This window comes from Micromonospora sp. NBRC 101691 (assembly GCF_030269285.1).
GTDB classification, from domain to species: Bacteria; Actinomycetota; Actinomycetes; order Mycobacteriales; family Micromonosporaceae; genus Micromonospora; species Micromonospora echinospora.
The window spans coordinates 72,913-94,218 of the sequence record NZ_BSTB01000026.1 but is presented as its reverse complement, the minus strand read 5'-3'; the positions used below and the strand labels follow the sequence as shown (position 1 = coordinate 94,218).

Below are 21,306 nucleotides of genomic sequence, written 5' to 3'. Positions count from 1 at the left end.
TCACCCATCCCGCCCGGCCCCGTCGTGCGTGGGGCTGGCAGAGTGGGGGAGTGAGCCGTACCCCGCAGGGCCAGCGCGCCAGTCTGGACAAGCAGCCGCACGAGGTCGCCGCGATGTTCGACGGCGTGGCCGCCCGATACGACCTGACCAACACCGTGCTCTCCTTCGGTCAGGACCGGGGGTGGCGCCGGGCGACCCGGGCCGCCCTGGCCCTGGAGCCCGGCGAGCGGGTGCTGGACGTGGGCGCCGGCACCGGGGTCTCCACCGAGGAACTGGCCCGCAGCGGGGCGTACGCCGTCGGCGCCGACCTGAGCCTGGGCATGCTCGCCGCCGGGCGGCGGGTGCGGCCGGAGGTGCCACTGCTCGCCGGGGACGCGCTGCGGCTGCCCTTCGCCGACGCGACCTTCGACGCGGTGACCATCTCCTTCGCGTTGCGCAACGTGTCGGACCCGGACGCGGCCCTGCGCGAGCTGGCCCGGGTCACCCGTCCCGGCGGGCGGCTGGTGGTCTGCGAGTTCAGCACCCCCACCAACCCCGCGTTCCGGACGGTCTACCTGTCGTACCTGATGCGGTCGTTGCCCACGGTGGCCCGGTCGGTCTCCAGCAACCCGGACGCCTACGTCTACCTCGCCGAGTCGATCCGGGCCTGGCCCGACCAGCCGGCGTTGGCCGCGCGGATCGGCGCGTCGGGGTGGGGTCGGGTGGCCTGGCGCAACCTCACCGGTGGCATCGCGGCGCTGCACCGGGCGGTCCGCGACTAGTCACCCTCACGTTCCCTGTTATCCCTTTTTGGTGGCCTTTGCCCCCGTAGGCTGTCCGCCATGACGGGAGCAGACGAGGCGTACCGGGCGGTTGCCGACGAGGACGACACGCGCGAACTCGTCGACCAGCTCCGGCAGCTCGCCGGCGCCGACCCGGCCACCGTCCGGCAGGTGGTGGCGGAGGTGCTGGCCGCGCTGGACCGGGTGGCCGGCGGGGCGCTGCGCGACCAGTTGCCCGAGGCGATCCGGCTCGACGTGGGCCTGGACAGGGTCACTCCCGGTCATCCCTGAGTGCTCACTCAGGTCCCCAGGACCCCCCTCCAGGCAAGTTAGGGTCACCTAACCCTGGGCGGGGGTAATGACGGTCATAGACTCCTCCCCGACTGGCTTGTGAAGCGTTTCACGAGCGTATGGGGAGGAGGCCCGGATGACGACGGTGGAACACGACGCCGACGTGATCGTCGTGGGCGCCGGACCCGGCGGCTCGGCGACCGCGTACCACCTGGCGCGGCACGGGGCCCGGGTGCTGCTGCTGGAGAAGACCGAGTTTCCCCGGGAGAAGGTCTGCGGCGACGGGCTGACCCCGCGCGCGGTCCGGCAGCTCATCCGGATGGGCGTGGACACCTCGCCCGAGGCCGGCTGGCTGCAGAACCGGGGCCTGCGGGTGATCGGCGGCGGCCTCCGGCTGGAGCTGGACTGGCCCGACCTGGCCAGCTTCCCCAACTACGGGCTGGTGCGCACCCGGCTGGACTTCGACGACCTGCTCGCCCAGCGGGCCATCGCGGCCGGCGCCGAACTGCGCACCGGGGTGAACGTCATGGGCCCGGTGCTCGACCCCACCGGTCGGGTCGTCGGCGTCGAGGCCGAGGTCGGCCCGGACAAGGCCCCGGCCACCTTCCACGCCCCGCTGGTGGTCGCCGCCGACGGCGTCTCCGGCCGGTTCCCCCTCGCGCTCGGCCTGGCCAAGCGGGAGGACCGCCCGATCGGCGTGGCGGTCCGGCGGTACTACCGCTCCCCGGCCAAGCACGACGACAACTACCTCGAGTCCTGGCTCGAACTGCGCAGCAAGGGCAGCGACGCGCTGCTGCCCGGGTACGGCTGGATCTTCGGCCTCGGTGACGGCCGGGTCAACGTCGGCCTGGGCGTGCTCAACTCCTCCTCCGCCTTCGGCAAGACGAACTACCGGCGGCTGCTCACCGACTGGCTGGCCAACACCCCGGCCGACTGGGGCATGACCGACGAGGCGAACGCCGAGGGACCGATCCTCGGCGCGGCGCTGCCGATGGGCTTCAACCGGGTGCCGCACTACACCCGGGGTGTGCTGCTGGTCGGCGACTCGGGCGGCATGGTCAACCCCTTCAACGGCGAGGGCATCGCGTACGCGATGGAGTCCGGCGAGCTGGCCGCGGAGATCGCGGTGCAGGCGCTGGCCCGGCCGGTGGGCGCGGAGCGCGAGCGGGCGCTGTCGGCGTACCCGACGGAGCTGAAGGCGCGGTTCGGCGGCTACTACCGCCTCGGCGGGATCTTCGTGAAGCTGATCGGCCGACCGGAGATCATGCGGATCGCCACCAAGCACGGCATGCCGCACCCGATGCTCATGCGCTTTGTGCTGAAGCTGCTGGCCAACCTGACCGACCCGCGTGGCGGGGACGCGATGGACCGGGTCATCAACGCGATGACGAAGGCGGCCCCAGCGGTCTAGCCGCACCCCCGGCGCAGGTTGCCGGAGGTGAAGTTAATAGTGTGATTTCGCCAACCACCGAGGGCAGGGAAGGACGAGCAGGAGACCACAATGACGCTCTCGCCTTACGCACCCATCATCGGGCTGTTCGCCCTCGCCGCGGCGTTCGCGCTCTTCTCGATCGCGGCCGCCCGTCTCACCGGCCCGCGCCGCCTCAACAAGGCCAAGCTCGAGGCGTACGAGTGCGGCATCGAGCCGAGCCCGCAGCCGGTCGGCGGTGGCCGGTTCCCGATCAAGTTCTACCTGACGGCGATGCTCTTCATCGTCTTCGACATCGAGATCATCTTCCTCTACCCCTGGGCGGTCTCGTTCGACGCCCTGCCGATCTTCGGCTTCGTGGAGATGGTCCTGTTCATCGTGGCGGTCTTCGTCGCGTACGCCTATGTCTGGCGGCGCGGCGGCCTGGACTGGGACTGAGGGAGGAACCGCACATGGGTATCGAGGAGAAACTTCCCTCCGGCATCCTGCTGACCTCGGTGGAGAAGCTGGTCAACTGGTCGCGGAAGTCGTCGGTCTGGGGTGCCACCTTCGGCCTGGCCTGCTGCGCGATCGAGATGATGGCCGCCGGTGGTCCGCACTACGACATGGGCCGCTGGGGCATGGAGGTGTTCCGCGCCTCGCCCCGGCAGGCCGACCTGATGATCGTCGCCGGTCGGGTGAGTCAGAAGATGGCCCCGGTCCTGCGGCAGATCTACGACCAGATGGCCGAGCCCCGCTGGGTGCTCTCGATGGGTGTCTGCGCCAGCAGCGGCGGGATGTTCAACAACTACGCCATCGTGCAGGGCGTCGACCACGTCGTCCCGGTCGACATGTACCTCCCCGGTTGCCCGCCCCGCCCGGAGATGCTGATCGACGCGGTCCTCAAGCTGCGCGAGAAGATCGGGCACGAGCCGCTCGGCCCGAACGGTCGCAAGATGCTGGAGGCCCGCAAGGCCCGCGGTGACGTGCCGGTCGTCCCGTACGGCTCGATGCCGTCGTCGTACCGCGAGGACAAGGCCCGTCGCGCCGAGTGGACCCAGGCGGTCCGGGAGGGGCGCGAGGAGCAGCTCCGGATCGAGAACTGGATGAACGCCCAGAACCACCTCCACCCGTACGGGGGCATCAAATGACGGCTCCGAACGACAAGCCGAACGACGGGGGCGTCCCGGTGCCGGTGACGCCGGCCGGGGCGAGCAGCACCGCGCCCGCCGAGTACCCGCCGGCCAGTCCGGCCGGCCGGGGCATGTTCGGCATCCAGGGGTCCGGTGACACCTCCGGCTTCGGTGGCCTGGTCCGGCCGCGTCGGCCGATCGAGGAGGCCGCCCGGCCGTACGGCGGCTACTTCGACGAGGTCCGCGACGCGCTGGAGGAGGCGTACCCGGCCTTCGGCGAGGCGATCGAGAAGGTCGTCGTCGACCGGGGCGAGCTGACCCTGCACGTCCGTCCGGAGAAGATCGCCGAGGTCTGCCAGGTGATGCGGGACGACCTCGCCCTCCGCTTCGAGCTCTGCTCCTCGGTCTCCGGGGTGGACTACCTCGGCGCGGACGAGCGCCGGCTGCACGTGGTCTACCACCTGACCTCGATGACCTACCGCCGCCGGGTGCGGCTGGAGGTCGCCGTGCCGGCCGAGAACCCGCACCTGCCGAGCGTCACCGCCGTCTACCCGACCGCCGACTGGCAGGAGCGGGAGACGTACGACATGTTCGGTGTCCTCTTCGACGGCCACCCCAACCTGACCCGGATCCTGATGCCGGACGACTGGGAGGGGCACCCGCAGCGCAAGGACTACCCGCTCGGCGGTGTCCCCGTCGAGTACAAGGGCGCGGAGATCCCACCGCCAGACCAGCGGAGGTCCTACCAGTGAGCACCCCGAGCTACGCCACCGAGCGCGAGACGACCGAGGGTCGGGTCTTCACCGTCACCGGCGGGGACTGGGACCAGGTCGTCTCCGGCACCGACCCGATCAACGACGAGCGGATCGTCGTCAACATGGGTCCGCAGCACCCGTCCACGCACGGCGTGCTGCGGCTGATCCTGGATCTGGAGGGTGAGACCGTCCGCGAGATGCGGTCGGTCGTCGGCTACCTGCACACCGGGATCGAGAAGAACCTCGAGTACCGCAACTGGGTGCAGGGCTCGACCTTCGTGACCCGGATGGACTACCTCGCGCCGATCTTCAACGAGACGGCGTACTCCCTGGCGGTGGAGAAACTGCTCGGGATCGAGGAGCAGATCACCGAGCGGGCCACCACGATCCGGGTCCTGATGATGGAGCTGAACCGGATCTCCTCGCACCTGGTCTGGCTGGCCACCACCGGCATGGAGCTGGGCGCGATCTCGATCATGCTCTACGGCTTCCGGGAGCGGGAGTACATCCTCGAGATCTTCGAGCTCGTCACCGGCCTGCGGATGAACCACGCGTACGTCCGGCCGGGCGGGGTCGCCCAGGACGTGCCGGACGACGCGATCGTCAAGATCCGCAAGTTCCTCAAGGAGATGCCGAAGAAGCTCGACGAGTACGAGGACCTCCTCTCCGGCCAGCCGATCTGGCTCGAGCGCACGAAGAACGTCGCAGTCCTCGACGTGACCGGCTGCGTGGCACTCGGCGTGACCGGGCCGGTGCTCCGCTCCGCCGGGCTCCCCTGGGACCTGCGCAAGACCGATCCGTACTGCGGTTACGAGACGTACGACTTCGACGTCCCGACCCACCCGGACGGCGACGTCTGGGGCCGCTACCAGGTCCGGCTCGCCGAGATGCGGGAGTCGCTCAAGCTCGTCGAGCAGGCGCTGGACCGGCTGAAGCCGGGACCGGTGATGGTCGCCGACAAGAAGATCGCCTGGCCGGCGCAGCTCGCCATCGGCGTCGACGGCATGGGCAACTCGCTGGAGCACGTCGCGAAGATCATGGGTCAGTCGATGGAATCGCTGATCCACCACTTCAAGCTCGTCACCGAAGGGTTCCGGGTCCCGCCGGGCCAGGTCTACGTGGCGATCGAGGCGCCCCGTGGCGAGCTGGGCGTGCACGCGGTCTCCGACGGCGGCACCCGGCCGTACCGGGTGCACTACCGGGAGCCGAGCTTCGTCAACCTCCAGGCGCTCCCGGCCATGGCCGAGGGTGGCCTGATCGCCGACGTGATCGCCGGTGGCGCCTCGCTGGACCCCGTGATGGGTGGTTGTGACCGATGAGTGTTTTCACCGAAGAGACCCGGGCCCGGGCACGGGAGATCATCGCCCGTTACCCGGCCGACCGGTCCCGTTCCGCGCTGCTCCCGCTGCTGCACCTGGTGCAGTCCGAGGAGGGGTACGTCTCCCCGGCCGGGGTCGAGTTCTGCGCCGAGGTGCTCGGCCTGAACAAGGCCCAGGTCGGCGCGGTGGCCACCTTCTACACCATGTACAAGCGCCGGCCGACCGGTGACTACCTGGTCAGCGTCTGCACCAACACGATGTGCAACGTGCTCGGCGGTCAGGACGTCTACGACACCCTCGCCGAGCACCTGGGCGTGGGGCACGACGAGACGACCGCCGACGGGAAGATCACCCTGGAGCATGCCGAGTGTCTCGCGGCCTGCGACTACGGCCCGGTGATGACGGTCAACTACGACTTCTTCGACGGGGTCGACCCGCAGACGGCCCTCGGTGTGGTCGAGGAACTGCGTTCGGGCGGCCGGCCGATGCCGACCCGGGGCGCCCGCCTCTGCACCCTGAAGGAGATGTCGGTCCAGCTCGCCGGCTTCGCCGACGAGCGGGAGGGCGCGGTGGCCGACGGCGGACCGGGCGAGCCGACGCTGCGCGGGCTGCGCCTGGCGCAGCAGCACGGCATCTCGGTGCCCGGCTTCGACCCGAACACCCCGATCCGGAGCAAGGCCGAGGCCGACAAGGCCGCCGCCGAGGCGAAGGCGAAGGCCGAGGCCGCGAAGCCGGCCGCGGCGCCCGAGCCGGCGACGCCGAAGGCGGCCTCCGGCAGCACCGCCCCGGACGTGAAGGCCCCGGACGACAAGTCGCCCGAGGTGCGGGCCGCCGAGACCCGGCAGCCGGACGCGAAGACCGCCGTCCCGGACGCGCCGGGCACCAAGGTTCCGGTCGACGGCGCGCCGCCGGCCCCGCGCGACGCGCGGGCGGCCGAGGCCGAGGGCGCGGCGACCAACGCGCCGGCCGGCGACGGCAAGCCCGCCGGTGACGACGCCGCTGCGCAGGAGCGCTCGCTCAAGGAAGCGGAGGCCAACAAGTGACCACGCCTCGGCCGGAGACGCTGGCCAAGCTGACCCCGGTGCTCACCAAGCGGTGGCTCTCGCCGGACGCCTGGCGGATCGACACGTACCAGAAGCTGGACGGCTACGCCGCCCTGCGCAAGGCGCTCAAGGCCCACCCGGACGACCTCATCCAGCTCATCAAGGACTCCGGGCTGCGCGGTCGGGGTGGCGCGGGCTTCCCGACCGGCCTGAAGTGGGGCTTCATCCCGCAGGGCGACGGCAAGCCGCACTACCTCGTGGTCAACGCCGACGAGGGCGAGCCGGGCACCTGCAAGGACCTGCCGCTGATGACGCACGACCCGCACTCGCTGGTCGAGGGCGTCATCATCGCGTCGTACGCGATCCGGGCCAACCGCGCGTACATCTACATCCGCGGCGAGGCCGTGCACGCCGCGCGGCGGCTGCGCAGCGCGGTGCGGGAGGCGTACGACCGGGGCTACCTCGGCCGGAACATCCAGGGCTCCGGGTTCGACCTGGACCTGGTGGTGCACTCCGGCGCGGGGGCGTACATCTGCGGCGAGGAGACCGCCCTGCTGGACTCGCTGGAGGGCTTCCGGGGCCAGCCCCGACTGCGCCCGCCCTTCCCGGCGACGCACGGCCTCTACGCCAGCCCGACGGTGGTCAACAACGTCGGCACCATCGCCAGCGTGCCGTACATCGTGCTCGGCGGGGCCGAGTGGTGGAAGACCATGGGCACCGAGAAGTCCTCCGGGCCGATGATCTACTCGCTCTCCGGCCGGATCGCCAACCCCGGCCAGTACGAGTGCTCGATGGGCATCACCCTGCGCGAGCTGCTGGAGCTGGCCGGGGGCATGCAGCCCGGCCACAACCTGCGGTTCTGGACGCCGGGTGGATCCTCGACGCCGCTGCTCACCGACGAGCACCTCGACGTGCCGCTGGACTTCGAGGGCGTCGCGGGGGCCGGCTCGATCCTGGGCACCACGGCCACCCAGATCTTCTCCGACCAGGACTGCCCGGTCTACGCGACGTACCGGTGGCTGGAGTTCTACCACCACGAGTCGTGCGGCAAGTGCACCCCGTGCCGGGAGGGCAACTACTGGATGGTCCGGGTCTACCGGCGGATTCTCGCCGGCCGGGGCACCCACGAGGACCTGGACACCCTGCTCGACACCTGTGACAACATCCTCGGCCGCTCGTTCTGTGGTCTGGGTGACGGGGCGACCAGTTCGGTGACCTCGTCGCTGAAGTTCTTCAAGCAGGACTACCTCGACTACATCGAGGGACGGACTGCTCCCAAGTTGTCGGAGAAGACCCTGGTAGGGGCGCACTGATGACCGACGTAGCGAAGCAGACCGAGACGGTCACCCTCACCATCGACGGCATCGAGGTCACCGCCCCGAAGGGGGCGCTGCTGATCCGGGTCGCCGAGCAGATGGGGATCGCGATCCCCCGGTTCTGCGACCACCCGCTGCTGGCCCCGGCCGGCGCGTGCCGGCAGTGCCTCGTCGACGTGGAGGGGCAGCGCAAGCCGGTCGCCTCCTGCACCCAGACGGTGGCCGAGGGCATGGTGGTCAAGACCCAGCTCACCTCCCCGGTGGCCAAGAAGGCGCAGGAGGGGGTGATGGAACTGTTGCTGATGAACCATCCGCTCGACTGCCCGATGTGCGACAAGGGCGGCGAGTGCCCCCTGCAGAACCAGGCGATGTCCACCGGCCGCACCGACTCCCGCTTCCACGAGCACAAGCGGGAGTACGAGAAGCCGCTGAACATCTCCACCCAGGTCCTGCTGGACCGGGAACGGTGCGTGCTCTGCCAGCGGTGCACCCGCTTCTCCGAGGAGATCGCCGGGGACAAGTTCATCGACCTGATGGGCCGGTCCTCCGCCGAGGAGATCAACATCTACCGGGACGAGGCGTACGGGGCCGCCGAGGGCGAGGACGACGGCGACGTGCCGTTCAACTCGTACTTCTCCGGCAACACCGTGCAGATCTGCCCGGTCGGCGCGCTGACCGGTGCCCAGTACCGCTTCCGCGCCCGCCCGTTCGACCTGGTCTCCACCCCGAGCGTCTGCGAGCACTGCTCGGCCGGGTGCTCGCAGCGCACCGACTGGCGGCGGGGCAAGGTGCTGCGCCGGCTCGCCGGTGACGACCCGCAGGTCAACGAGGAGTGGAACTGCGACAAGGGCCGGTGGGGCTTCCAGTACGCCCGCGCCTTCGACCGGATCACCACCCCGCTGGTGCGGGACGCGAAGACCGGCGAGCTGCGCGAGGCGTCCTGGAGCGAGGCGCTCACCGTCGCGGCCGAGGGGCTGGCCGCAGCCCGGGACGGCGGGCAGGGCACCGCGGTGCTCACCGGTGGCCGGCTGACCGTCGAGGACGCCTACGCGTACGCGAAGTTCGCCCGGGTCGCGCTGAACACCAACGACATCGACTTCCGGGCCCGTCCGGTCTCCCGTGAGGAGACCGAGTTCCTGGCCAGCAACGTCGCCGGGATCACCGAGGTCACCTACGCCGACGTCGAGAACGCCTCGGCCGTCGTGCTGGCCGGCCTGGAGCCGGAGGAGGAGTGCCCGATCCTCTTCCTGCGGCTGCGCAAGGCGTACCTGAAGAAGAAGCTGAAGGTGTACGCGCTGGCGCCGTTCGCCACCCGGGGCCTGGAGAAGCTCGGCGCGAAGCTCGCCCGGGTGGTGCCGGGCGAGGAGGCGCTGCTGCTCGCCGAGCACGACACGGTCCGCGAGGCGCTCGGCGCCGAGGGCGCGATCCTGCTCGTCGGCGAGCGGCTGGCCAGCGTTCCCGGTGGCCTCTCCGCCGCCGCCGACGTGGCCCGGCGTACCGGCGCGAAGCTGGCCTGGGTGCCGCGGCGCGCGGGTGACCGGGGCGCGGTCGACACCGGCTGCCTGCCGAACCTGCTCCCCGGCGGACGCCTGGTCACCGAGCCCGGTGCCCGCGCCGAGCTGGGCGAGGCGTGGGACATCGCGGCCGGGGTGATCCCCAGCCAGGCCGGTCGGGACACCGACGGCATCGTCGCGGCGGCGGCGGCCGGCAAGCTCGGCGCGCTGGTGGTGGCCGGGGTCGACCCGGCCGACCTGGCCGACCCGCGCCTGGCCGAGCAGGCCCTCGACGAGGTGCCGTTCCTGGTCAGCCTGGAGCTGCGGATGAGCGCGGTGGCCCGCCGGGCGGACGTGGTCTTCCCGGTCGCCCCGGTGGTCGAGAAGGCCGGTAGCTTCCTGGACTGGGAGGGACGGCTGCGGCCGTTCGACGCGGTGCTCCAGACCCCGGCGATGTCCGACGGCCGGGTGCTCGACGCGATCGCCGACCGGCTGGGCGTCCGGCTCGGCACCGGTGACGTGCTCAGCGTCCGCCGTGAACTGGGCTCCCTGCCGGCGACCCGCACCGACCGCCCGTCGGTCCCGTCCGTGGAGCCGCAGCCGGCGCCCCGCACGGGCGACGGCGAGGCGGTCCTCGCCACCTGGCACCAGCTCATCGACCTGGGCAGCCTCATCGACGGCGACGAGCACCTGGGCGGCACCGCCCGGCCGCCGGTGGTGCGGCTGGGCAAGGGCACCGCCGAGGCGCTCGGCGTCGCCGACGGTGACGCGGTGACGGTGGGGACCGACCGGGGGGCGCTGACCCTGCCGGCGGCCATCACCGAGATGCCGGACGGCGTCGTCTGGCTGCCGACCAATTCACCCGGTTCGACCGTCCGGCGCAGCCTCGGCGCGACGTCCGGCTCGGTGGTACGTGTCTCCGCCGCGACGGAGCCGGCCACCGCGACCGAACGCGTCGCTGCGGACGCCGCCGACCGCCCGGGTCCGCTCCTCAACACCGGGGGTGTATCCCAGTGAACGCGGTCTACCTCGCGCAGGACCCGACGCTGGCCGACTTCGGCAAGGACCCGTGGTGGCTGGTCCTGGTCAAGATTCTCTTCGCGTTCGTCTTCGCGGTGCTCGCCACCCTGCTCGGCGTCTGGTTCGAGCGGCGCGTGGTGGGTTACATGCAGGTCCGGCCGGGTCCGAACCAGATCGGCCCGCTCGGCCTGCTCCAGACCCTCGCCGACGGTCTGAAGCTGGCCTTCAAGGAGGACATCCTCCCGAAGGCGGCGGACAAGGTCGTCTACTTCTTCGCCCCGGCCATCTCGGTGATCTGCGCGGTCACCTCCCTGGCGGTGATTCCGTTCGGTCCGATGGTGAGCATCTTCGGGCACCGGACCCCGCTCCAGGTCACCGACGTGTCGGTGGCGGTGCTGGTGGTGCTGGCCTTCTCCTCGCTGGCGGTCTACGGCATCGTGCTCGGCGGCTGGGCCTCCGGCTCGACGTACCCGCTGCTCGGTGGGCTCCGCTCCACCGCCCAGCTGATCTCGTACGAGGTGGCGCTCGGGCTGAGTGTGGTCGCCGTCTTCATGACCGCGGGCACGATGTCCACCAGCGGGATCGTCGCGGCCCAGGCGCACGGCTCCCAGCTCAACGTCTTCGGGATGGAGTTCTCCGCCCCGGGCTGGTACGCGATCCTGCTCCTGCCGAGCTTCATCATCTTCTTCATCGCCACCGTCGGTGAGACCAACCGGGCGCCGTTCGACCTGCCGGAGGCGGAGTCGGAGCTGGTCGCGGGCTTCCAGACCGAGTACAGCTCGCTGAAGTTCGCGCTCTTCATGCTCTCCGAGTACGTCGCGATGGTCACCATGTCGGCCTTCACCGTGACGCTGTTCCTCGGCGGCTGGCGGGCCCCCGCGCCGATCACCACCTTCTGGGAGGGGGCGAACTCCGGCTGGTGGCCGATGCTGTGGTTCTTCGGCAAGGTCGTCCTGCTGGTCTTCGTCTTCGTCTGGCTGCGGGGCACCCTGCCCCGGCTCCGGTACGACCAGTTCATGCGGCTGGGCTGGAAGGTGCTGCTCCCGATCAACCTGGTCTGGATCCTGGTGCTGGCCTGGCTGCGCTCGATCGAGGACTGGGACAGCCGGGGCCGGTTGACCGGCATCGGCGTGCTGGCCGGTGTGCTGCTGCTGGCCGTGCTGCTCTGGCCGAGCCGCAAGCCGGAGCGGAAGCTCACCCCGCAGGAGCAGGTCGACAAGCGCCCGCACGGCAGCTTCCCGGTACCCCCCATGGACCTGCAGGTGCCACCGAGCCCGCGCACCAAGCGGGTGGTGGCCGAGCGGGAGCCGGCCAACATCGGCACCGGCCCGGACTCGAAGGAGGTGTGACGTGGGCGGGATCACCGGAACGTTCAAGGGCTTCGGCGTCACCTTCTCGCACATGTTCAGGAAGGTCGTCACGACCGACTACCCGTTCAAGCCGCCGACCCCGGCGCCGCGCTACCACGGGCGGCACATCCTCAACCGGCACCCGGACGGGCTGGAGAAGTGCATCGGCTGCGAGCTGTGCGCCTGGGCCTGCCCGGCGGACGCGATCTACGTCGAGGGCGGCGACAACACCGACGAGCAGCGCTTCTCGCCGGGTGAGCGGTACGCCAGCACCTACCAGATCAACTACGCCCGCTGCATCTTCTGCGGGCTCTGCATCGAAGCCTGCCCGACCCGTTCGCTGACCATGAGCAACGAGTACGAGCTGGCCCGGGACAACCGGCAGGACCTGATCTTCACCAAGGAGCAGCTGCTCGCGCCGCTGCTGCCCGGGATGGAGCAGCCGCCGCACCCGATGCGGCTGGGTGACAGCGAGAAGGACTACTACGTCGGAGCGCTGGAGAACCCGGGCACCTCGGCCGGGGCCGAGCGCTCTTCGATGGGCCCCGGCCGGTACGCGCTCGACGAGACCCCGGGCGTGACCTTCCCCGGCGCCGAGCAGGCGGCCCAGCGGGCCGAGGCGGCCAAGGGCAGCAAGGGAGACAGGGCATGACCACGGCTACGGTGCTGGCCGCGGCGGGCGAGGTGTCCAGCGGCGAGGAGATCACCTTCTGGATCCTCGCCCCGCTGGCGCTGCTCGGCGCGATCGGCATGCTCTGGGCGCGCAACGCGGTGCACTCGGCGCTCTGGCTGGTGCTGACCATGCTCTGCCTGGGTGTCTTCTACGTGCTCCAGGCGGGCCCGTTCATCGGCATGGTGCAGATCATCGTCTACACCGGCGCGATCATGATGCTGTTCCTGTTCGTGCTGATGCTGGTCGGCCGGGACTCGTCCGACTCGCTGATCGAGACGCTGCGCGGCCAGCGCGTCGCGGCGATCCTGCTCGGCCTCGGCTTTGCCGGTCTGATCGGCGGTGGTCTCGCCCGCGCGCTGGACGGCACCACGCCGGTCGGCCTGGACGAGGCCAACGCCGAGGGGAACGTGCAGGGCATCGCCCGGCTGCTCTTCACCAAGTACGTCTTCGCCTTCGAGCTGACCTCGGCACTGCTGATCACCGCCGCGGTGGGGGCGATGGTGCTGGCGCACATCGAGCGGCGCCGGGAGGACAAGGTCGACCAGATCACGACCATGAAGGCCCGCTTCGCCCCCGGTAACTACCCCGGCCCGAAGCCCGGCCCGGGTGTGTTCGCCACCTCCTCCTCGGTGGCCACCCCGGCCCGCCTGCCCGACGGCCGGCTGACCGAGCGCAGCATCCCCGAGATCATGCCGGTCCGGGAGCTGTCGGCGGAGGAGACGACCTTGAAGGGGACCGACCGGTGAGCGCGAGGAGTGCAGCGGAGCGGAGCCCCGCAGTCGCGAACGAAAGGCGGGCCCCGGTGAGCGCGAGGAGTGCAGCGGAGCGGAGCCCCGCAGTCGCGAACGAAAGGCGGGCTCAGGGATGACCCCCGACTACTACCTGATCCTGGCCGCGGTGCTCTTCACCATCGGCGCGGTCGGGGTGCTCATCCGCCGCAACGCGATCGTGCTGTTCATGTGCATCGAGCTGATGCTCAACGCGGCGAACCTGACCCTGGTCACGTTCGCCCGGATCAACGGTGACCTGAACGGGCAGATCATGGCCTTCTTCGTGATGGTGGTGGCCGCCGCCGAGGTCGTGGTCGGACTCGCGATCATCATGTCGATCTTCCGGACTCGACGCTCGGCGAGCGTCGACGACGCCAACCTGCTCAAGTACTAGAGGGGCCGACGCAGTGGAAGAAACTGTGCGTTACGCAGAGGCCACGGGTTTGCTCGGCAGCGTCTGGCTGCTGGTGGCCATCCCCCTGGTCAGCGCGGCGATCCTGCTGCTGCTGGGCCGGCGGGCCGACCGGTGGGGACACTGGCTCGGCGTGGCCGCCATCGGTGCCGCCTTCGTCCTCGGCCTCACCTACTTCTTCCAGCTGCGTGGCCTGGAGAACAAGTCGGTCGAGCGGAGCCTCTGGGACTTCATCGCCGTCGGTGACTTCCGGGTGGACTTCGGCCTGCTCTTCGACCCGCTGGCGGCGGTCTTCGTCCTGCTGATCACCGGCGTGGGCTTCCTGATCCACCTGTACGCGGTGGAGTACATGGCCCACGACGCGGGGCGGCGACGCTTCTTCGCGTACTTCAACCTGTTCGTCGCCGCCATGCTCCTGCTGGTGCTCGGCAACAACTACGTGATGCTCTACTTCGGCTGGGAGGGCGTCGGTCTGGCGTCGTACCTGCTGATCTCCTTCTGGTCCGACCGGCCGAGCGCGGCCACCGCCGGCAAAAAGGCGTTCCTGATGAACCGGGTCGGCGACGCCGGCCTGGCCATCGGCATCTTCATCATGTTCGCCACCCTGGGCACCACCCAGTACGACGAGGTGTTCAACGGGGTGAGCGGCCTGGCCGGCGGCACCGTCCTGGTCCTCGGTCTGCTGCTGCTGCTCGGCGCGACCGGCAAGTCCGGCCAGTTCCCGCTCCAGGCGTGGCTCCCGGACGCGATGGAGGGCCCGACCCCGGTGTCGGCGCTCATCCACGCGGCCACCATGGTCACCGCGGGCGTCTACCTGATCGCCCGGTCCAACCCGGTCTTCTCCGCCAACGAGACGCTCCAGCTCGTGGTGGTCAGCGTCGGCGCGCTCACCCTGCTGCTCGGCTGCATCATCGGCGCGGCCAAGGACGACATCAAGCGGGTGCTCGCCTGGTCCACGGTGAGCCAGATCGGCTACATGTTCCTCGGCGTGGGGCTCGGTGGCGCGGCGTACGCGCTGGCCATCGTGCACCTGCTGGCGCACGGCTTCTTCAAGGCCAACATGTTCCTCGGCGCCGGCTCGGTCATGCACGGCATGAAGGACCAGGTGGACATCCGACGCTTCGGCGGGCTGTCGAAGCACATGAAGATCACCTGGATCACCTTCATGATGGGCTGGCTCGCCATCATCGGCATGTTCCCGTTCTCCGGCTTCTTCTCCAAGGAGCCGATCATCATGGCCGCCTTCGAGCGGGACGACTGGACGGCGTGGCTGTTCGGCGGGGCGGCGCTGCTCGGCGCCGGGCTGACCGCCTTCTACATGACCCGGCTCTTCGTGCTCACGTTCCACGGCCCGAAGCGGTGGACCGAGGACATCGAGCACCCGCACGAGTCGCCGGCCCTGATGACGATCCCGCTGATCCTGCTGGCCGTCGGCTCGGTCGGTGCCGGTTTCCTGCTCTCCACCTCCGTGCCGGACTGGCTGACCGCCACCGCCGGCCTGGGCGGCGAGGAAGGGCACCACGAGGCGGTCCTGTCGCACACCGTCGTCACGGTGCTCTCCCTGCTGGTCACCGTGCTCGGTGTCGGGCTGGCCTGGATGCTGTTCCGCAACGGCACCGCCACAACGCCGCAGCCGGCCGGGGTGCTGGTCACCGCCGCCCGGCGCAACCTCTACACCGACGCGGTCAACGAGGCGGTCTTCGAGAAGCCGGGCATCTTCCTCACCCGGGCGCTCGTCTACCTGGACAACCGGGGCATCGACGGACTGGTAAACGGCCTCGCCGCAGCGGTCGGTGGAGGCTCCGGCCGGCTCCGGCGGCTCCAGACCGGCTTCGTCCGGTCGTACGCGACGTCGATCCTGACCGGCGCGCTGCTGGTGGTGGCGGCGTTCCTGGCCGTACAGGCGGGGTGGTTGGCGTGATCGACCTCTTCCCGGGGGCCGCCGCTGCCGGCGGACCGCGCAGTCACGACGGAGGTAAGGCCGCATAATGTCCGACTTCCCGTTCCTCTCGGTGCTGACCGTGGCGCCGCTGGTCGGCGCCCTGATCGTGGCCTTCCTGCCGCGTAGCCGGCCGGAGTTCGCCAAGCAGGTGGCCCTGGTCTGGTCGCTGGCGGTGCTGGCGCTGACCGTGGTCATGTGGGTGGCCTTCAAGACCGGTGGCGAGCGGTTCCAGTTCCGCGAGTCCTACACCTGGATCCCGCAGTGGGACGCCCGGTTCACCTTCGCCGCCGACGGCATCGCCCTGGTGATGTTGATGCTGATCGCGGTGCTGGTGCCGCTGGTGATCCTGGCCTCCTGGCACGACGCCGAGCAGTCGAAGCGGTCCGTGCCGGCCTACTTCGCGCTGCTGCTGGTGCTCGAGAGCACGATGATCGGCGTCTTCGCCGCCGCCGACGTCTTCCTCTTCTACCTGTTCTTCGAGGTCATGCTGGTGCCGATGTACTTCATCATCGGCAGCTACGGCGGTCACCAGCGCCAGTACGCCGCGGTGAAGTTCTTCCTCTACTCGCTGGTCGGCGGTCTGTTCATGCTGGCCGCGGTGATCGGACTCTGGGTCGTCGGCGGGAAGACCTTCGACTGGCAGACGCTGGTGCAGGCGGACATCTCCGCCGGTACCGAGCGCTGGCTCTTCCTCGGCTTCTTCATCGCCTTCGCGATCAAGGCACCGTTCTTCCCGTTCCACACCTGGCTGCCGGACGCCGGTGGCGCGGCCCCGGCCGGCTCCGCCGCGCTGCTCGTCGGCGTCATGGACAAGGTCGGCACCTTCGGCATCCTGCGCTACTGCCTGCCGATGTTCCCGGAGGCGTCGAAGTGGTTCGCGCCCTGGGCGCTGGCGCTGGGCGTGATCGGCATCATCTACGCCGCGCTGTTGGCGGTCGGGCAGAACGACCTGAAGCGGCTCGTGTCGTACACCTCGATCGCGCACTTCGGCTTCATCGGCGTCGGCATCTTCGCCTTCACCACCCAGGCCGGCACCGGCGCGGTGCTCTACATGGTCAACCACGGCCTCGCCACCGGTCTGCTCTTCCTGGTGGTCGGCATGTTGATCGCGCGGCGCGGCTCGGCGCTGATCAGCGACTTCGGTGGCGCGGGCAAGCTGGTCCCGGTGCTGGCCGGGGTGCTCTTCTTCGCCGGTCTCGCCTCGCTGGCGCTGCCCGGCACCGCGCCGTTCATCTCCGAGTTCCTGGTGCTGATCGGCACCTTCACGGTGAACAAGCCGGTCGCGGTGATCGCCACGCTCGGCATCATCCTGGCGGCGGCGTACGTGCTCTGGATGGTGCAGCGCACCACGCAGGGCACCCTCAACCCGGCGCTGACCGAGGTCGAGGGCATGAAGCGTGACCTGAACCTGCGCGAGAAGGTCGTGGTCGCCCCGCTGATCGCGCTGATCGTGCTGCTCGGCTTCTATCCCAAGCCGCTCACCGATGTCATCAACCCCGCCGTCCAGGCGACCATGCAGGACGTCGGCAAGACCGACCCCGCTCCGACGGTCGGCAGCGTCCAGGAGGCAGCAAAGTGACCGAGCAGCTCGAGTTGCCCTCGATCGACTATCTGGCGCTCCTGCCGATCCTGATCATGCTGGGCGCGGCCCTGTTCGGCGTCCTGGTCGAGGCGTTCGTGCCACGCCGGGGCCGACACCCGGTCCAGCTCATGCTCGCCCTGGTGGCGGTGGTGGCCGCCTTCGTGGCGGTGGTCTTCGCGAACGACCGGCGCGGCATCACCATCGGTGGGGCGATCACGGTGGACGGGCCGACCCTGTTCCTCCAGGGCGGCATCCTGCTCCTCGCCGCGGTGGCGCTGCTGCTGATCGGCGAGCGGACGGTGGAGCGGGGCGGGGCGTTCGTGGCCCAGGCGGCGGTCCGGGCCGAGTCGGCCGACGACCGCCGGCAGGCGGACGGGCAGAACGGGGCCACCGAGGTCTACCCGCTGACCACGTTCGCCATCGCCGGCATGCTGATCTTCGTGGCGGCGAACGACCTGCTGACCATGTTCATCGCCCTCGAAGTCTTCTCGCTGCCGCTCTACCTGCTCTGCGCGCTGGCCCGCCGGCGTCGGCTGCTGAGCCAGGAAGCCGCGCTGAAGTACTTCATGCTCGGCGCGTACGCCTCGGCGTTCTTCCTCTTCGGAGTGGCGCTGATCTACGGTTTCACCTCCGGCACGCCGGGCCGGGAGGCTGGGGTCGACCTGAACACGGTCGCCGCCGCGGTCGGCGAATCCACCTCCAGCCGGGTGCTGCTCTTCGCCGGTATCGCGCTGCTCTCCATCGGCCTGCTCTTCAAGGCCGCGGCCGCCCCCTTCCACGTCTGGACCCCGGACGTCTACCAGGGCGCGCCGACCCCGATCACCGGCTTCATGGCGGCCTGCACCAAGGTCGCCGCCTTCGGCGCCCTGCTGCGGATCTTCCACGTCGCCTTCGGCGGGGCCGCCTGGGACTTCACCCCGGTGCTCGGCGGGGTGGCGGTGCTCACCATGCTGATCGGCGCGGTGCTGGCGGTCACCCAGACCGACATCAAGCGACTGCTGGCGTACTCGTCCATCGCGAACGCCGGTTACCTGCTGGTCGGTGTGCTCGCCCCCGGCAAGGACGGGGTGGCCGGCACGATGTTCTACCTGGTCGCGTACGGCTTCTCGGTGCTCGCCGCGTTCGCCGTGGTGACCCTGGTCCGGGACGCCGACGGCGAGGCCACCCACCTGTCCCGCTGGGCGGGACTGGGCCGGCGGTCGCCGTTCTACGCGGCGCTGTTCACCCTCATCCTGCTGGCCTTCGCCGGTATTCCGCTGACCAGCGGCTTCATGAGCAAGGTCGCGGTCTTCGGTCCGGCCCTGGACGGCGGGCAGGCGTGGCTGGTGATCGCCGGTGTGCTGACCAGCATGGTGCTGGCCTTCCCCTACCTGCGGGTCGTGGTGATGATGTGGCTCTCCGAGCCGGGCGACTCCACCCCGACGGTCACCGTGCCGGGTGGGCTGACCGCCGCCGCCCTGATGATCGGCGTGGCCGCCACCGTGCTCCTGGGGGTGGCTCCGGCCCCGCTGCTCGACCTGGCGGACGGGGCCTCGCAGTTCATTCGATGACCCAGTCGATCGGCCGGTCCCGGCCACCGTCGTCGCCTCCGGTCCACCGGACGCCACGGCAGTGGTCGGGACCGGCCGTTTCGGTGTTCGGGCGGGTGTCGCCGGGCCTGCCCCGACCGGAACAGGTCGAGCGGGTGTGGCATGGTTGAGGGCGTGGAGACAGCGGCTGGCCAGCGAACAGGTGCCCCCGGCTCCGGCGGTCGTCGGACCCGGCCGGGAACGGGGCAATTCGACTCGCTCGGTCTCTACCTCGCCGACGCCCGGCTCGAAGCCTCCGTCCTCGGACTGCTGGAGGCCGTCGAGGCCGACCTGAGGTCGAGCGTGGCGAGCGCCGACCCGCTCGTCACCGAGGCCGCCCGGCACCTGGTGGAGGCCGGCGGCAAGCGGTTCCGGCCGCTGCTGGTGGCACTCGGCGCCCAGTTCGGCGACCCGGCCGGTCCGCAGGTGGTGCCGGCGGCGGTGGTGATGGAACTCACCCACCTGGCGACGCTCTACCACGACGACGTGATGGACGAGGCGTCGGTGCGCCGGGGCGCGCCCAGCGCCAACTCCCGGTGGACCAACTCGGTCGCGATCCTGGTCGGCGACTACCTCTTCGCCCGCGCCGCGGACATCGCGGCCGACCTGGGCACCGAGGCGGTCCGCCTCCAGGCGCGCACCTTCGCCCGCCTGGTGCACGGCCAGATCGCCGAGACCGTGGGTCCGCGCGCCGGGGACGACCCGGTCCAGCACTACCTGCGGGTGATCGCCGAGAAGACCGGCTCGCTGATCGCGACCTCGGCCCGTTTCGGCGGCATGTTCGGCGGCGCTCCGGCCGCCCACATCGAGGCGCTCGCCGGGTACGGCGAGACCATCGGCCTGGCCTTCCAGCTCTCCGACGACCTGCTCGACATCTCGTCGGAGTCGGTGCAGTCGGGCAAGACCCCGGGCACCGACCTGCGCGAGGGCGTTCCCACCCTGCCGGTGCTCTACGCGCTGGCCTCGGACGACGCGGACGCCGCGTCGGTGCGGCTGCGGGAGGTCCTGGCCACCGGTCCGCTGACCGACGACGACCTGCACGCGGAGGCGCTCGGGCTGCTCCGGGAGAGCCCGGCGCTGAAGCGGGCCCGGGAGACCGTGCGCAGCTACGCCGAGGAGGCCCGGGAGCAGCTCTCACCGCTCCCGGACGGCCCCGCCCGTCGGGCCCTCGAATCCCTCTGCGACTTCGTGGCCGACCGCACCAGCTGACCCGCACCCCACCCCGGCCCACGGGCGGTGACGCCGCTCAGTGGTGACGGTCGTGGTCAGCGCGGCAGGGCCCGGGTCGCGGTGAGCATGAGCGCGGCGGCCAGGAGCATCGCGACCGAGGCGGCACCCCACATGGTGGGGTAGCCGGAGCGGTCGGCCAGCAGGCCGAGCGCCAGCGGGCCGAGGCAGCCGCCCGCGTACACGCCGGTCTGGGTGATCGAGGTGGCGGCGGCCGGGGCCTGCGGGTAGAGCCGGACCACGCCGAAGGTCATCACCCCGGGCCACGCCCAGCCCAGGCCGAAGCCGAGCACCACGCCGACCACCAGCGGAACCGTTCCGGCCACGGCGAGCAGCACCAGCCCCAGCGCGCCCACCCCCAGCATCCCGGCGACGACCACCACGTGGCTGCCGGTGCGCCGGTCGGCGAACCAGCCGGCCGACACCCGGGCCAGTACGCAGACCGCGCTGCCCAGGGTCAGCGTCAGACCGGCCAGTCCCGGATCCAGCCCACGGGCGGCGGCGGAGTCGACCAGGAAGGTGCCGAGCGCGTTCGCGGCAGCGGCGGCGAGCGTCGCGGCCATCCCGATCAGCACCAGCGGCGCCGGGGGGCGTCCCCGCTGACCGGTGCCCGCACGTCGTACCGGGCGGGCCTCCCCACCGGGTACGGCGAACAGCGCCGCCACCGCCGCGCCCGCCGCGACGGCGAACGCCCAGCGCCAGCCGGCGGTCAGCGCGACCGCCGGTACGGCGGCACCGGCCAGCAGGGTGGCGACCGGGATCGCCGCCTGCTTCACGCCGAACGACAGCCCCTGCCGGTGGGCGGGCACGTGCCGGGCCAGCGTGGTGTTGCTGGCGAGCTGCCCGAGCGCGTTCGCGGCCGCGCCGACCGCCAGCAGAACCACCAGAACCGGGTACGATCGCGCGACCGTCGCCACGGCGAGCAGCGACCCGGCGGAGAGCAGGATGCCGGCGCGGGCTGTCCGGGCGGGGCCGTACCGCTCCACCAACGCCCCGGAGGGGACCGAGGCGAGCGCGCTCACCCCGAAGTAGACGGCGACGGCCACGCCCAGTCCGGTGGCGGAGAAGCCCAGCTCCGAGCCCATCTGCACGGCCATGCCACCGACCAGGAAGACGGGCAGCACGCAGGCGACGGTGGTGGTGACCGCGCCGACGCCGACGCGTACCGGACGGGCTGGGGCCGGGCGGACGGGGGCGGCGGAGGCGGTGTCGGTCATGGTGCGGCCAACCTACCCAGCGCGGGT

The 21,306-nt window shown here is 70.9% G+C and carries 19 protein-coding genes; 18 read left to right on the top strand and 1 reads right to left on the bottom strand.

Features of this window, described 5'->3' with window-relative positions; all coding sequences use genetic code 11:
- Nucleotides 1-50 precede the first annotated feature (50 nt).
- The 18 genes from QSK20_RS29055 to QSK20_RS28970 all read left to right on the top strand — a co-directional run bounded on the left by QSK20_RS29055 (nucleotide 51) and on the right by QSK20_RS28970 (nucleotide 20,044).
- Nucleotides 51-761: a demethylmenaquinone methyltransferase gene (locus tag QSK20_RS29055; protein WP_088981089.1), complete on the top strand. Its 711-nt coding sequence runs from the start codon at nucleotides 51-53 to the stop codon at nucleotides 759-761.
- Between the two features lie 60 nt (nucleotides 762-821).
- A complete protein-coding gene (locus tag QSK20_RS29050; RefSeq protein WP_285791796.1) occupies nucleotides 822-1,052 on the top strand; it encodes a hypothetical protein in 231 nt (76 codons plus the stop codon).
- A gap of 136 nt (nucleotides 1,053-1,188) precedes the next feature.
- The gene (locus tag QSK20_RS29045; RefSeq protein WP_285791795.1) at nucleotides 1,189-2,463 is read left to right on the top strand and encodes a geranylgeranyl reductase family protein; all 1,275 of its coding nucleotides are present in this window, start codon (nucleotides 1,189-1,191) and stop codon (nucleotides 2,461-2,463) included.
- Between the two features lie 90 nt (nucleotides 2,464-2,553).
- Nucleotides 2,554-2,919, top strand: a complete 366-nt coding sequence (locus QSK20_RS29040; RefSeq protein ID WP_285791794.1) for an NADH-quinone oxidoreductase subunit A — start codon at nucleotides 2,554-2,556, stop codon at nucleotides 2,917-2,919.
- A 14-nt stretch (nucleotides 2,920-2,933) separates the two neighbouring features.
- Complete coding sequence (locus tag QSK20_RS29035; protein WP_285791793.1) at nucleotides 2,934-3,611, top strand: NuoB/complex I 20 kDa subunit family protein; 678 nt, start codon at nucleotides 2,934-2,936, stop codon at nucleotides 3,609-3,611.
- A complete protein-coding gene (locus QSK20_RS29030; protein ID WP_145834513.1) occupies nucleotides 3,608-4,345 on the top strand; it encodes an NADH-quinone oxidoreductase subunit C in 738 nt (245 codons plus the stop codon). The genes QSK20_RS29035 and QSK20_RS29030 overlap by 4 nt, the downstream gene beginning before the upstream one ends.
- Entirely contained in the window at nucleotides 4,342-5,667 is a 1,326-nt protein-coding gene (locus QSK20_RS29025; protein ID WP_285791792.1) for an NADH-quinone oxidoreductase subunit D, read from the top strand. The genes QSK20_RS29030 and QSK20_RS29025 overlap by 4 nt, the downstream gene beginning before the upstream one ends.
- A complete protein-coding gene (nuoE, locus tag QSK20_RS29020) occupies nucleotides 5,664-6,710 on the top strand; it encodes an NADH-quinone oxidoreductase subunit NuoE (RefSeq protein WP_285791791.1) in 1,047 nt (348 codons plus the stop codon). The genes QSK20_RS29025 and nuoE overlap by 4 nt, the downstream gene beginning before the upstream one ends.
- Nucleotides 6,707-8,023, top strand: coding sequence for an NADH-quinone oxidoreductase subunit NuoF (gene nuoF, locus QSK20_RS29015; protein WP_285791790.1), 1,317 nt, complete (start codon nucleotides 6,707-6,709; stop codon nucleotides 8,021-8,023). The genes nuoE and nuoF overlap by 4 nt, the downstream gene beginning before the upstream one ends.
- On the top strand, nucleotides 8,023-10,536 hold the full coding sequence (locus QSK20_RS29010; protein WP_285791789.1) for an NADH-quinone oxidoreductase subunit G: 2,514 nt from the start codon (nucleotides 8,023-8,025) through the stop codon (nucleotides 10,534-10,536). The genes nuoF and QSK20_RS29010 overlap by 1 nt, the downstream gene beginning before the upstream one ends.
- Entirely contained in the window at nucleotides 10,533-11,888 is a 1,356-nt protein-coding gene (gene nuoH, locus QSK20_RS29005) for an NADH-quinone oxidoreductase subunit NuoH (protein WP_285791788.1), read from the top strand. The genes QSK20_RS29010 and nuoH overlap by 4 nt, the downstream gene beginning before the upstream one ends.
- 1 nt (nucleotide 11,889) lies before the next feature.
- Nucleotides 11,890-12,540 carry an NADH-quinone oxidoreductase subunit NuoI gene (nuoI, locus tag QSK20_RS29000; RefSeq protein WP_285791787.1) on the top strand — a complete coding sequence of 217 codons (651 nt, stop codon included), beginning with the start codon at nucleotides 11,890-11,892 and terminating at the stop codon, nucleotides 12,538-12,540.
- Nucleotides 12,537-13,307, top strand: coding sequence for an NADH-quinone oxidoreductase subunit J (locus tag QSK20_RS28995; RefSeq protein WP_285791786.1), 771 nt, complete (start codon nucleotides 12,537-12,539; stop codon nucleotides 13,305-13,307). The genes nuoI and QSK20_RS28995 overlap by 4 nt, the downstream gene beginning before the upstream one ends.
- Nucleotides 13,308-13,425: 118 nt before the next feature.
- The gene (nuoK, locus tag QSK20_RS28990) at nucleotides 13,426-13,725 is read left to right on the top strand and encodes an NADH-quinone oxidoreductase subunit NuoK (RefSeq protein WP_088981076.1); all 300 of its coding nucleotides are present in this window, start codon (nucleotides 13,426-13,428) and stop codon (nucleotides 13,723-13,725) included.
- A gap of 13 nt (nucleotides 13,726-13,738) precedes the next feature.
- The gene (nuoL, locus tag QSK20_RS28985) at nucleotides 13,739-15,664 is read left to right on the top strand and encodes an NADH-quinone oxidoreductase subunit L (RefSeq protein ID WP_285791785.1); all 1,926 of its coding nucleotides are present in this window, start codon (nucleotides 13,739-13,741) and stop codon (nucleotides 15,662-15,664) included.
- A 67-nt stretch (nucleotides 15,665-15,731) separates the two neighbouring features.
- Entirely contained in the window at nucleotides 15,732-17,264 is a 1,533-nt protein-coding gene (locus tag QSK20_RS28980) for an NADH-quinone oxidoreductase subunit M (protein ID WP_285791784.1), read from the top strand.
- Nucleotides 17,261-18,817, top strand: coding sequence for an NADH-quinone oxidoreductase subunit NuoN (gene nuoN, locus QSK20_RS28975; protein WP_285791783.1), 1,557 nt, complete (start codon nucleotides 17,261-17,263; stop codon nucleotides 18,815-18,817). The genes QSK20_RS28980 and nuoN overlap by 4 nt, the downstream gene beginning before the upstream one ends.
- A 141-nt stretch (nucleotides 18,818-18,958) precedes the next feature.
- Nucleotides 18,959-20,044 carry a polyprenyl synthetase family protein gene (locus tag QSK20_RS28970; RefSeq protein ID WP_285791782.1) on the top strand — a complete coding sequence of 362 codons (1,086 nt, stop codon included), beginning with the start codon at nucleotides 18,959-18,961 and terminating at the stop codon, nucleotides 20,042-20,044.
- A gap of 56 nt (nucleotides 20,045-20,100) precedes the next feature.
- On the opposite strand, the gene QSK20_RS28965 is transcribed toward QSK20_RS28970, so the two are convergent.
- Nucleotides 20,101-21,279, bottom strand: coding sequence for an MFS transporter (locus tag QSK20_RS28965; protein WP_285791781.1), 1,179 nt, complete (start codon nucleotides 21,277-21,279; stop codon nucleotides 20,101-20,103).
- Nucleotides 21,280-21,306: the final 27 nt, after the last annotated feature.